Consider the following 12,542-nt stretch of genomic DNA (forward strand, 5'->3'; position numbering starts at 1 on the left):
TTTCGGGGATAGGCGCAAGGGCAAGTCGCCGGCATCCTTGCGCCATGACCCCGACTCCGCGGGCCGCCAAGCGGTCCGGCTCCCGCAAGACCCTCACCCAGGCCAATCTCGAGGCGCTGGGCGCCGAGAAGCTGGCCTTGCTGCTGCTCGCGGCGGCCGAGGAGGACGCTCACCTCAAGCGCAGGCTGCGCATGAACCTGGCCGGCGAGGTCGGCGCCGAGGACCTGGCGGGGGAAGTCGCCAAGCGCATGGCGGCGCTGGAGGCCCGGCGTGCGCGGGTCAGCGCGCGGGGCTACAAGGGCTTCGCCCGCGACCTTGACCTGCAGCGGGCGATGATCGTCGGCCCACTGGCGGGGCTCGACCCGGGCCTGGCCCTGGCCCATCTCTGCCGCTTCCTGGCCATGGGCCCGGCGATGCTGAGCCTCACGCGCGATCCGCGCGGGCTTGTCGCCGACGTGTTCGCCGCCGCGGCGCAGTCGGCTCCGGCGCTGGTCAAGGTCGCGCGCGTCGAGCCCGCGACCGTGGCGCGGGCGCTCGGAGCGCTGGTGGAAGGCGACCGGGGCGGCCTCTATCCGGACCTGCTGGAACAAGTCGCGCCGGGCCTGGAGGCCGCCGCGCGCAAGGCGCTGCGCACCGAGCTCGAACAGCGGTGGGGCGAGCACCGGCGGATGGACCGGCTGCGCCGGGCGGTGCGGCTCCTGGCCGATCTGGACGCAGACGTGGACGCCTATCTCGCGACCTTCACGGACGCCGAGCGGAGCGAGCCCGAAACCGGCGGAACCATCGCCCGGCGCCTGATCGCCGCGGGCCGCCTGCAGGAGGCCGAGGCGGCGTTGCGATCGGCCGCGCCAAAGCAGGGCGTGGGACAGGGCCGGGCCGCCTGGGAAGACGCCCAGATCGCGCTGGCCGAGGCGCAGGGGCGCCCTGACGAGGCCCAGGAACTCCGATGGGCCGCCTTCGAGCGCGCCCTGCGCACGGCCCCGCTGCGCGATCACCTGAAGCGCCTGTCGGGCTTCGACGACGTCGAGGCCGAAGAGCGCGCCATGGCGAGCGCGAAGGCGCACGCGCGCTTCTCCGACGCCCTGGCCTTCCTCATCGCCTGGCCGTCGATTCCGGACGCGGCCCAGCTCGTGCTCGAACGCGCCGGGGAGATCGACCCGGCCAGGACCGAGCTGCTGGAGGCCGCGGCCGATCTGCTCGAAGCGCGCCATCCGATCGCCGCCTCGCTGCTGCTGCGCGCGATGATCGTCGATACGCTCCGATGGCGGCGGACCGACCGGGCGCAGGCCGCCGGCGACCAGATCGATCGCCTCGAAAACCTCGCCGCGCAGATCGCCGACTGGAACGGCGTGATGACGCATGAGGCCTTCGTGGAGGGCATATCGCGGCTCGTCGCCCAGCGCCGGCCGCGCTGAGGCCCCGGCGGAAAGCCGAATTCTCGCTCCGATATTAAGTCTTATATTGCAAGTTAAGGCGGGTTGGGCCTAGCTGGCGTCAGGCCGCGGCGGGCGGCGAGGGCGGGGATTCGATGCCGAGCAAACTGTTGAACTTCTATGGCCGCTTCGCGCCGTCCTTCACGGCGGTCGGCTTCGTGGCGCGGGGGCTGCCGCTGCGCCCGATCGGGCGGGCGTTCGAAGGCCAGACCTGGCTGGTGACCGGGGCGACGGGCGGCATCGGGCGGTCGATTGCGCTGGGCGCGGCGCGGCGAGGGGCCAGCGTCTATGCGGTGGGGCGCAACCCGGAGGCGCTGGCGGCGCTGGAAGGCGTGGCGGGCGTCAAACCCCTGAAGTTCGACCTGGACCGGGTGGCGGACAATCTGAGCCTGGCCGAGCATGTGGCGGCGAGCGTCGGAGGGCTGGACGTCCTGGTGAACAATGTCGGGCGCCTGGAGCATGCGTACAGCACCTCGCCCGACGGGTTCGAGAGCACCTACGCCATCAACCTGCTGGGCCATTTCGCGTTGACCGAACGCCTGATCGAACTGGGCGCGCTGGGCTCGGGCCGGATCATCAACATGGCTTCGGGCGGCCTCTACAACTCGGCGCTCAGCCTGCGCCGGCTGGAACAGTCGCCGGCCAGGTACAGCGGCGTCATGGCCTATGCCGCGCACAAGCGCGCGCAACTGGCGCTGTCCGACAGGTGGAGCGCGCAGGGCGCGCCCGCCTACACCATGCATCCGGGATGGGTCGCCACCGAGGGCGTGCGCACGGCGCTGCCCGATCTCAACCGCCATCTGGGGCCCATCCTGCGCACCGGGGCGCAGGGGGCGGACACCGCGCTCTGGCTGGCGGCCCGGCGGCCGGCGCCTGTTCCTGGCGCGCTGTGGTTCGACCGCGCGGCGCGGTCGGCCCACGCCTACGAGCATTCGCGGACGCCGGAGGTCGAGCCGGAGGCGATCTTCGCCAAGCTGGCGGCCGACGTCGCCAAGGCCGCGAAGGGCTAGCGGGCCTCAGAGGCGCGGCAGGCCGTCCATGATCGCGGTCAGGGCCAGCACCGTCTCGCCCTCCATGGCGCTGTGGCCGGCGTTGGTGATCACGAAGCTGGCCGGCGGCGCGCCGAGGTCGGTCAGGGTCGCCGCCAGGCGCGAGGCCTGGGGCAGCGGGCAGACCTGGTCGAAGCGGCCGTGGACGATGTGGATCGGGACGCCGGCCAGCTTGCCGGCGTTGCGGACGATGTAGTCCGGCTCGAGGAAGAGCTGGTTGGCGAAGAAATGGGCCTCGATCTGCGCGAAGCAGAGCGCGAAGTCGGCCTCGCCGAACTTTCCGGCATCGGCGCTCTCGGGGATCATGTTGGAGATCGCGCCCTCCCAGACCGACCAGGCCAGGGCGGCGCGAAGCTGGCGTTCGCGCTCGGCGTCGGTCTGCGGGACCATGTCGAAGATCGCCTTGTAGGCGCCCATCATGTCGCCGCGCCCGGCCGGCGGGATGACCTCGACGAAGGCCTTCCACTCGTCGGGATAGGTCACGTAGGAGCCCGGCTCGGAAATCTCGAACGGGGTCTCTTCGAACACCGCCGCATTGCCCTGGTACATGTAGAGCAGGTCCTCGCGCGTGCCGAGGAAGATGCCGCGCAGGATCAGCGAGGCGACGTTCTGCGGGTGGCGGATGGCGTAGACCAGGGCCAGCGTGCTGCCCCAACTGCCGCCGAACACGTGCATCTTGCCGGTGATCCCCAGCGCCTGGCGCAGGGCGTCGATGTCGGCGACCAGGTGGTCGGTGGTGTTGTCGGCCAGGGCGACCTGCGGCCCGGCCGAGGCGACGGTCGGCTCGCTCTTTCCGCAGCCGCGCTGGTCGAACAGGATCACGCGGTAGCGGGCGGGATCGAAGAACCGCGACATCACCGGGGCGCAGGCGCCGCCCGGGCCGCCGTGCAGGAACATGACCGGCTCGCCGTCGGGCGCGCCGTATTCCTCCCAGTAGAGCTTGTGGGCGGGGGCGACCTGGAGCAGGCCCGAGCGGTTGGCGCTGGCCAGCGGATAGGACCATTGGTCGGTGACCTTGCTGGTCGCCTGCAGCTTCGAGAAATCCATGTGCGGCTCCTGGACTACGGCCTAACGCAATCGGCCGCCTGGGTGCAACGAGCTGTTGGTCACCCCGGCCTTCGCCGGGGGATTTGGGGACGGCCCGCGCGGGCGCCTGGATTGACGTCGGGCAGGGCGCGTCACTCGGCGGGGTATCCCGAACCGGCCGGCGCGGGGGGGCGCGGGCGGACGGCGGCGTGGCGGCGCTGGCGCAGGACCCGCGCCTGGCGCTTCTTCCACCAGATGACCACGCCGGTGACGCTGAGGGCCGCGACCACCACGCCCATGAACGAGATCAGGATCCGGCCGGGCAGGCCGAGGATCCGGCCCGAATGCAGCGGGAACTGGGCCTGGACGAAGATGTCGGCGGCCGTGCCCTTCCAGGGCTGGCGCGCGCCGAGCAGGGCGCCGGTCACGCCGTCGTAATAGAGGTAGGGCGGGCCGACCCCGGCCGCGCCATGGTCGCCGCCCGGGACATGGAAGCCGACGCCGTAGATGCCGAACTCGGGGCTGTAGAAGACGCTGCCGGCCGGCTCGGTCCAGCCGCGCCCGGCGGCCTCGGCCGAGGCCTTGGCGATCACCGGGGCGTAGCCGATCTGCGCGATGACGGGATCGTCGTGGTCGCGCGGCTTGCGCACGTCGAACGGGCCCGGCGTGACCTGGGAGATCTTCGACATCACCGGGTAGAACACCTCGGTGTAGAGGTTCAGCGAGAAGGCGGTGAAGGCGACGGTGAACAGCACCCCCCAGAGCCAGAGGCCGAAGGCGCGGTGGATGTCGAAATTGATCCGATAGGCGCTGCCGCTGGTCTTGATCTTCCAGGCCGGCTTCCAGCGCGCCCAGAAGCTCTGGCGGGCGGGGCGGGCGCCCTTGTTCATCGGCAGGGTCAGGTAGAAGCCGACGAAGCAGTCGATCGTCCAGAGCATGGCGATGGCGCCCATCAGCCACAGGCCCCAGTGGTCGATCCCCCACATCTCCGGGATGTGCAGGGTGTAGTGCAGCACATAGAGGAACGAGACGAAGGTCTCGGCGGTGATCGGCCAGACCGCGCCCCAGTTGCGCCGGCCCAGCTCCTGGCCGCTGACCGGGTCGAGGAAGACCTGGTTGTAGCCGGGCTCGATCTGCTTGCCGGTCCTGGCGTCGACCCGGCCGGTGACGCCGAGGGCCATCGATTCCCCAGGCTCGACCGCCAGGGGCACGAAGGTCACCTGCACGCGCGGATCGCGGGCCTCGACCTGGGCGGCGAGCGTCAGGGGCGCGATCGGCGTCCCGGCCGTGTCGGCGTGCATCAGGTGCGGGTTGAGCAGGTCGTCGAGCTCGTGGTCCCAGGAGATCACCGCGCCGGTGACGCCCGAGACGAACAGGAAGCCGGCGATCAGCAACCCGACCCAGCGGTGAAGGAAACCGAAAAAGGGGCGCACGGGCTCGGCCTTTCAACTCCGGACGTCGAGATCGCGTTTAGCAGGTTGCGACTGCTGTTGCGAGGCGCTTGCAACGACGACAGGCGCCTGGGCGATCAGAAGCTGTAGTTCAGCCGCACCGACACGCTGCGGGGCGCGGCGTAGTAGGACTGGTTCCACATCAGGCTGGAGAGGTACTTCTCGTCGGTGGCGTTCTTCACGTTCACCGTCGCGCGGACCTGGTCGGTGATGTCGATCGACGCCATCAGGTCGAGGATCGCATAGGCGTCCTGCGCGATCGTCACGATGTCCTCGATGTGGATGTCGTCCTGCCAGCGCAGGGCCGCGCCCAGCTTGAGGTTCCGCAGCTCGGGGACGGTGTAGGTGGTCGAGAGCTTGAGGGTCTTGCGCGGCAGATAGGTGCGCACGTCCTGATCGTCCTGGCCCTCGATCGACAGGTCCGTCCAGCCGCCGGCGAGCGTCCACTGGTCGGTGACCCGCCCGGCCACTTCCAGCTCGTAGCCCTTGGCGTAGGTGTCGACGCCCGAATAGTAGCTCTTGCCGTCGTCGAACGTCCCGGCGAACTCGGCCAGGCCCATCTGCTCGGACTTGAAGATCGACGCCGTGGCGTAGAGCTTGCCGCCGAACCACTGGCTCTTGATCCCGGCCTCGTAGCTCTTGCCCTGGGCGGCCTCCAGGGTCTGGTGGTTGACGTCGACTTCCGACTGCGGATTGAAGATGTCGGTGTAGCTGGCGTAGAGCGAGACGTCCGGCGTCAGGTCGAACACCACGCCGACATAGGGGCTGATCGCGTCCTCGTCGCGCGGCGTGTCGACGCCGTAGGAAAAGCCCTTCGACTTCACCTTCAGGGCGTTGAAGCCGACGATCCCCTTCAGGCGGTCGGTGAGGTTGAGGTGCGCGGCGGCGTAGACGCGCTGCATGCGGTCGGTCTGGTCGGCGGCGAGGTACTCGCCGGGATAGGCGGGCTGGGCCACCTGTTCGCGGCCCCACAGGCCCACGGCCGGATAGGCCGGATAGTCCTCGGCGAAGTTCTCGTACTCCAGCCCGTGCGAGCGCGAGACGTGGCCGCCGACCACGAGCTCGTGCTCGCGGCCGAAGGCGCTGAACGGCCCGGACGCGTAGACGTCGAGCATGGTGCGCTTGTAGGTGGACGGATAGACGCCGGTCATGCCGAACACGCCCAGGCCGGTGTCCGGCTCCGGGGCGCCGAAGGCGTAGAGCAGCTTGGCGTGCTCCTCGAACTCCTGGTGGGTCAGCACGCCGCGGATCGCCCAGCCGTTGGCGAAGGCGTACTTCACCTCGCCGAACGCGGTCTGGTCCTGCGTATGCCAGTAGGTCCAGTCGGCCGAGGTCGAGGCCGAGACCGGATAGTCCACGAAGGTCCCGTCGGAATAGACCAGCGGCAGGGCGCCCCAGAGGACCCCGCGGGCGCGGTTGTCCTGGTAGGAGTAGCCGCCGGTGACCGTGAGGTTCGGGGTCAGGTCCCAGGACAGCACGCCGTAATAGACGTTCCGGTTCACGCCGTAATAGTCGAGGTAGGAATCCCTATCCTGGTTGGCGTAGACCAGCCGCCCGGCCACGGTCCCGTCGGCGTTGAGCGGGCCGGAGACGTCGGCCTCCAGCCGGATGTCCTCCCAGGATCCGTACTGGATCGAGGCGTCGGCGCGGAAGGTCTTGGTCGGGCGCTTGCGCACATAGTTGATGGTGGCCGACGGATTGCCGGAGCCGGTCATCATGCTGCTGGCGCCGCGCACCGCCTCGACCCGCTCGAACAGCGCGGTGTCGAGGTCGCCGAACTGGATGCCCCAGATCAGCGGCAGGCCGATGCCGTCCACCTGGAAGTTGGTGATGTCGAAGCCGCGCGAGTTGTAATAGGTCCGGTCGGTCTCGATCTTCTCGACATTGATCCCGGGCACATGGGCCAGGAGGTCGTTGACGGTGTCGAGCGCGAAGTCCTGGATCTGCTCGCGCGGCACCACGGTCACCGACTGCGGCGTCTCGCGCAGCGACAGGTCCAGGCCGACGGCGGCGGTCGTCAGCCGGTTGCCCTGGACCAGCACCCCTTCGACCTCGCTGGCGTCGCCGGCGCCCGCGGCGGCTTCCATGACCTCCGCGCGGGCGGTGGCGGCGCAGAGCCCCGAGAGGGCGGTGGCGGCGAGCAGGGCCGAGGTGAGCAGGCGCGTCATGGGGAGGATCTGCTTTTAAGAATGAGAAGCAGGTGCGCGTAGCGGCGATATCTCAAGCTGTCAATGCGGTTGCGAGGCGTTTGCATTTAATGCGCGGATCGGTCGCGTGCAGACGGGGGCGCCGAAGGAATGCAGAAAAAGCGCGCCTGGGGCTGCTGGTGGCTTGACCGGCTGCGTCTAACAGACGAGCAGGCACGCCGCGTGGGGCGGGGGCTCGCAGTCTGTCGATCCGCTGGGGGGCGTCGCCATCTTCAAGTTGTCAGCCTTGGCCTGCGCCGCGGGCCTGGCCGTATGCGCGGGGCCGGCCGCGGCGTCGGACGTCGATTTCCATTGGGACGGGCGGCAGTTCGTGACGGGTGACGGCGGCTTCAGCCTGCGGCCCAAGGGACGGCTGCTGCTGGACGCCTCGACCACCCAGGGGTCCCGCCACGACGAGCGCAACCTCGCCGGCGACGAGGTCCGCGCCGCGCGGATCGGGGTCGAGGGCATGGTCGGGCCGCATCTCTTCTATACCGCCGAGGGCGATTTCGCCGGCGGCAAGGCGATCCTGCGCGGGACGTACCTGGCCTGGCGCGACCGCTGGGCCGGCAAGGACGTGGAGCTGGTGCTGGGCAACCGGCTGAGCGAGCGCGGGGTGGACGGGTCGAGCAGTTCGGACGGCACGCCGTTCCTGGAGCGGAACGCGGTGGCCCTGGCGGTGATCCCGCTGAAGGGCTTCTACGGCTGGGGCGGGATCGCCAAGGTCTATGGGCGCGACTGGCACGTGACCGGCCAGGTGGCGGGCGATGATCCGGGCAATCTCGGCGTGGCGCGGGACGTGACCTCGTATCTGGCGCGGGCGCACTGGAACCCGGTGAAGTCGGCGGCCGGGGTGGTGCATGTGGGCGGCTGGGGATTCTATGAGGACTTCCCGCCGGACCTGGCCAGCCACGGCCGCAATGTCGCCTGGGCCGGGCACATCAACAAGGAAGTGCAGGTGCCGCTGGGCGTGCTGCGCGACCCGGTGCACGGCGCGGGCTATGGGATGGAGCTGGGCGCGGTGCGCGGGCCGGTCTGGGGCTTCGTCGAGGCCGGGCGGCGCGAGATCGAGACCCGCAGCGACCATGTCGCCGTCGATGCGAGCGCCTGGACCGCCGGCTGGATGATCACCGGCGAGACGCCGGCCTATTCCAGCCGCGGCGGCACGTTCGTGAAGATCGGCCCGCAGGCGCCGGTGTCCAAGGGCGGGCCGGGCGCCTGGGAGGTGGCGGTCCGCTACCAGACGCTGGACAACACCGACGCGCCGCTGGGCGGCAAGGGCCGCGAGGCCGAGCTGGGCGTGAACTGGCGGCTGGAGGACTGGCTGCGGCTGATGGTCAATCTCAGCCACTGGGAGGTGACGAACCGCGCCGGCCCCTATGTCGGGACCGACGAGGGCGACAGCCTGGCCGGGCGGCTGCAGATCTCGTTCTAGCTGAGCGGCTGTCGTCCCGGCTTGCGCGCAGGCGGCGGCTCGGCCGACGCCAACCCCTCCACACACGGCAAGGCGATGGCGTATGGAGGTCGCCCTATTTTTCCTCCCCCATTCATGGGGGAGGGGGACCGGCGCAGCCGGTGGAGGGGGCGGCGGCTGGCGATGAGCCTGGGGCTCGCCCCCTCCACCACCCTTCGGGCGGTCCCCCTCCCCCGCTGCGCAGGGGAGGAAAACGGGGCCAAGGCGATGAGCTATCACCCTGCCACGAAGGGGGCGCGGTCGCTCAGTAGCGGGTCGGGATGACGACCTTCATCGTCTCGTAGCCCTTCACGAAGGACGAGAAGACGCGCTTGGGCTCCTCGACCACCTCGATCGAGGGGAAGCGCTGGAGGATCTCTTCCCAGAGGATCTTGAGCTGCAGTTCGGCCAGGCGGTTGCCCACGCAGCGGTGGATGCCGAAGCCGAAGGACATGTGGTTCCGGGGCCGTTCGCGGTCGATGATGTAGTCGTTCGGACGCTCGATGACTTCCTCGTCGCGGTTGCCCGAGACGTACCACATGACCACCTTGTCGCCTTCGCGGATCTGCTTGCCCTGGAACTCGAAGTCCTGGGTCGCGCGGCGGCGCATGTGAGCCAGCGGGGTCTGCCAGCGGATGGTCTCCGACACCATCGAGGGGATCAGCGAGGGGTTGTCGTAGAGCTTCTTCTTCTGGTCGGGGTTCTGGTGCAGGGCCAGGACCGAGCCGGTCATGGTGTTGCGGGTGGTGTCGTTGCCGCCGACGATCAGCAGGATCAGGTTCCCGAGGTACTCCATGCGGTCCATGTTCCGCGTGGCTTCGCCGTGGGCGAGCATGGAGATCAGGTCGCCCTTCGGCGGGGCGTTGACCCGCTCGTTCCAGAGCCGCGTGAAGTAGTCCACGCACTCGAACAGCTCCATCTTGCGTTCCTGCTCGGCGACCTCGGGATCGGTGGAGCTGAACAGGCCCGACTCCGGCCCGGCGGTGGCCACGTCCGACCAGCGGGTCAGCTTGCGGCGCTCCTCCCAGGGGAAGTCGAACAGGGTGGCCAGCATCTGGGTGGTCAGTTCGATCGAGACCTTGTCGACCCAGTCGAACTCCTCGCCGATCGGCAGGCCGTCGAGCGTGCGCTGGATGCGTTCGCGGATCAGCGGCTCGAGCATGTGCAGGTTGGCCGGCGAGACGATCGGGCTGACGGTCTTGCGCTGGACGTCGTGCTTGGGCGGGTCCATCGCGATGAACATCGGAAGCTGAAAGTCTTCCTTGGGGTCGAAGATGGTGATCGACGGCTCCGACGAGAACACCTCGTGATTGGTGTCGACCGCCATGATGTCGTTGTACCTGGTCACCGACCAGTAGGGGCCGTCCTCGTGCAGGCCTTCCTTGTGGTAGTGGACCGGGTCCTCCTTCCGCAGGCGCTCGAAGTAGGGCCACATCGTGTCGGAGCGGAACAGCTCCGCATCGGCCACATTGAACTCGTCAAGCGGCAGGGCGTAGGCCTTGGCGCGAGCTTCAGACTTAAGATCGACGGCGCCGTCGCTCATCACATTTCCTCCGAGGTCCGGCCTTGGGTGACCGCTGTTCACCTGACAATGGCGCCGGAATGGCCTGAGGGGAAGTTGCAGGTGAGCAACAGAAAAATTGAACTGACAAAACGACCGGTCGTGCGGTAATTCCGCATCTGCGAACACCTGTTTGAAACCGGAGCGACCATGTCGGCCGACAGCCTCTTCAAGCCCTTTGAATTCAAGGGATTGCGCCTTCCCAACCGCATCGTCATGGCGCCGATGACGCGCTCGTTCTCGCCCGGCGGCGTGGCGACCGACGAGGTGGCCCAGTATTACAAGCGTCGCGCCGCGGCGCAGGTCGGGCTGATCGTTTCGGAAGGAACGGGCGTCGACCGGCCCGCTTCGCTCAACGACAAGGACGTGCCGCGCTTCCACGGCGAGAAGGAACTGGCCGCCTGGAAGCACGTGATCGACGAGGTCCACGCGGTCGGCGGCGTCATGGCGCCCCAGCTCTGGCACGTCGGCGCGGTGCGCACCCGCGACCCCGAATGGACGCCGCCCGGCCCCTATGACAGCCCCTCGGGCCTGTCGCGCCCCGGCAAGGAATTCGGCGCGCCGATGACCGAGGAAGAAGTGGCCGACGCGATCCGCGCCTTCGCCGAAGCGGCCGCCGCCGCCAAGGCCCTGGGCTTCGACGCCATCGAGCTGCACGGCGCCCACGGCTACCTGATCGACCAGTTCTTCTGGGAAGGCACCAACCAGCGCGAGGACGCCTATGGGGCCAAGGACCTGCCGGGCCGCGCGCGGTTCGCCGCCGACATCCTGAAGGCGGTGCGCAAGGCGGTCGGGCCGGACTATCCGGTGATCATCCGCATCAGCCAGTGGAAGCAGCAGGACTACGACGTGAAGCTGGCCCAGGACCCGGCGGCGCTGGAAGCCTGGCTGGGCGCGCTGGTCGACGCCGGCGCCGACATCCTGCACTGCTCGCAGCGGCGGTTCTGGGAGCCGGAATTCGAGGGCTCGGACCTCAACTTCGCCGGCTGGGCCAAGAAGCTGACCGGCGCGCCGACCATCACGGTCGGCTCGGTGGGGCTGAGCGGCGAGTTCATCGCCGCCTTCGCGGGCGAGGGCTCCAAGCCCGCCTCGCTGGACGAACTGGAGCGCCGGCTGGACCGCGGCGACTTCGACCTGGTCGGGGTGGGGCGTGCGCTGCTGCAGGACCCCGAGTGGGCGGTGAAGATCCGCGAAGGCCGCACCGGCGAACTGAAGAACTTCGAACGGGCGGCGCTGGCGACGCTGTATTGATGGCCGCCTAGATCGTCTCCGATCGTCATCCCCGGCCGCGTAGGCGTGCCGGGGATCCATACGCGCCTGGGATCGCCGGCAGGACTCGGCGTCCATGGATGGCCGGGACCTGGCGGCCCGGCCATGACGAACCATAGGGGGTTATAGGCGACGCCCCCGCCATGAGGGGGGAGCGAGTCAGGCGTTGAAGTTCAGCTTCAGGCCCGGGCGCGGCCAGGTGGTCTTGTAGAGCTTGCCGGTGGAGGAGGCGGTGATCCAGGCCGTCTTCATGTCGGGGCCGCCGAAGCAGATGTTGGTCGTGATCAGGTCGGGCACGGGATAGTGCTCGACCGTGCCGTTCGGGTCGAAGGCGGTGATGCCGCCGTTGAGGATGGTGGCGACGCAGACCTTGCCCGACGCCTCGACGGCCAGGCTGTCGAGGAACTGCACGCCCGGCAGGTTGCAGACCGCGCGCCCGGCCGCGAAGCCGGCCGGCGGGGCGAGCACGCCGGGCTCGACCACGTCGAAGGCCCAGAGGCGGCCGAGCTGGGTGTCGGCCAGGTAGACGGTCTTCTCGTCCGGCGAGAGGCCGACGCCGTTGGGCGAGATCAGGTGGTCGCGCTGGCGGCTGACGTGGCTGCCGTCGATCTTGGCGTAGTAGAGCGCGCCGAACCGGCGCCCGTCGGCCGTGCCCGCGCCGTGGTCGGAGAACCAGAAGCCGCCCTGCTTGTCGAACACCAGGTCGTTGGGGCCGACGAAGGGCCGCCCCTCGCAGCTATCATAGAGCGTCTTCAGTTCGCCCGTGGCGAGGTCGAAGCGCTGGATGTAGCCGCCCTTGTGGGTGTCCGGCGTCGGGCCGGGGATGGTCAGGCCGTCCTGGGTCGGCCAGGTGAACGAGCCGCCGTTGTTGGTGATGTAGATGGCGCCGTCGGGGCCGATGGCCGCGCCGTTCGGGCCGCCGCCGGTCTCGACCACCGTTTCCTTGCGCCCGTCGGGATGGACGCGGGTCAGGCGCTGGCCCTTGATCTCGGTGAGGATCACCGAGCCGTCGTTCATGGCGATGGGCCCTTCGGGAAATTCGAAGCCCTCGGCGACAAGCTGCATGTCCATGGTCGCGTTCCCTCCTGCGGCTCGCCACTCGCAATGGTGGCGT

General features: G+C 69.4%; 9 protein-coding genes. 4 read left to right on the forward strand and 5 right to left on the reverse strand.

What is annotated here, in order from left to right; all coding sequences use genetic code 11:
• The first annotated feature begins 44 nt into the window (after window positions 1–44).
• Both RTL41_RS04600 and RTL41_RS04605 read left to right on the forward strand, forming a co-directional pair.
• On the forward strand, window positions 45–1,415 hold the full coding sequence (locus tag RTL41_RS04600; protein ID WP_312161801.1) for a DUF6880 family protein: 1,371 nt from the start codon (window positions 45–47) through the stop codon (window positions 1,413–1,415).
• A gap of 113 nt (window positions 1,416–1,528) precedes the next feature.
• Window positions 1,529–2,443 carry an SDR family NAD(P)-dependent oxidoreductase gene (locus tag RTL41_RS04605; RefSeq protein WP_312161804.1) on the forward strand — a complete coding sequence of 305 codons (915 nt, stop codon included), beginning with the start codon at window positions 1,529–1,531 and terminating at the stop codon, window positions 2,441–2,443.
• Window positions 2,444–2,449: 6 nt separating this feature from the next.
• On the opposite strand, the gene pip is transcribed toward RTL41_RS04605, so the two are convergent.
• The 3 genes from pip to RTL41_RS04620 all read right to left on the reverse strand — a co-directional run bounded on the left by pip (window position 2,450) and on the right by RTL41_RS04620 (window position 7,127).
• The gene (pip, locus tag RTL41_RS04610) at window positions 2,450–3,529 is read right to left on the reverse strand and encodes a prolyl aminopeptidase (protein WP_312161806.1); all 1,080 of its coding nucleotides are present in this window, start codon (window positions 3,527–3,529) and stop codon (window positions 2,450–2,452) included.
• Between the two features lie 131 nt (window positions 3,530–3,660).
• A complete protein-coding gene (locus tag RTL41_RS04615; protein WP_312161808.1) occupies window positions 3,661–4,941 on the reverse strand; it encodes a PepSY-associated TM helix domain-containing protein in 1,281 nt (426 codons plus the stop codon).
• Window positions 4,942–5,036: 95 nt separating this feature from the next.
• On the reverse strand, window positions 5,037–7,127 hold the full coding sequence (locus RTL41_RS04620) for a TonB-dependent siderophore receptor (protein ID WP_312161810.1): 2,091 nt from the start codon (window positions 7,125–7,127) through the stop codon (window positions 5,037–5,039).
• Window positions 7,128–7,476: 349 nt separating this feature from the next.
• Here RTL41_RS04620 and RTL41_RS04625 point away from each other — a divergent pair, with 349 nt between their 5' ends.
• Window positions 7,477–8,580 carry a porin gene (locus tag RTL41_RS04625; protein ID WP_312161812.1) on the forward strand — a complete coding sequence of 368 codons (1,104 nt, stop codon included), beginning with the start codon at window positions 7,477–7,479 and terminating at the stop codon, window positions 8,578–8,580.
• 283 nt (window positions 8,581–8,863) lie between these two features.
• Here RTL41_RS04625 and RTL41_RS04630 read toward each other — a convergent pair whose 3' ends face one another.
• On the reverse strand, window positions 8,864–10,141 hold the full coding sequence (locus RTL41_RS04630; RefSeq protein ID WP_312161814.1) for a cytochrome P450: 1,278 nt from the start codon (window positions 10,139–10,141) through the stop codon (window positions 8,864–8,866).
• 168 nt (window positions 10,142–10,309) lie between these two features.
• Here RTL41_RS04630 and RTL41_RS04635 point away from each other — a divergent pair, with 168 nt between their 5' ends.
• Entirely contained in the window at window positions 10,310–11,410 is a 1,101-nt protein-coding gene (locus RTL41_RS04635; RefSeq protein ID WP_312161816.1) for an NADH:flavin oxidoreductase, read from the forward strand.
• A 177-nt stretch (window positions 11,411–11,587) separates the two neighbouring features.
• Here RTL41_RS04635 and RTL41_RS04640 read toward each other — a convergent pair whose 3' ends face one another.
• Window positions 11,588–12,499 (reverse strand): SMP-30/gluconolactonase/LRE family protein, encoded by a 912-nt coding sequence (locus RTL41_RS04640; RefSeq protein WP_312161818.1) that lies wholly within the window; start codon window positions 12,497–12,499, stop codon window positions 11,588–11,590.
• Between the last annotated feature and the right edge of the window lie 43 nt (window positions 12,500–12,542).

The sequence above is a fragment of the Phenylobacterium sp. genome (assembly GCF_031984885.1).
In the GTDB taxonomy this organism is placed as follows: domain Bacteria; phylum Pseudomonadota; class Alphaproteobacteria; order Caulobacterales; family Caulobacteraceae; genus Phenylobacterium.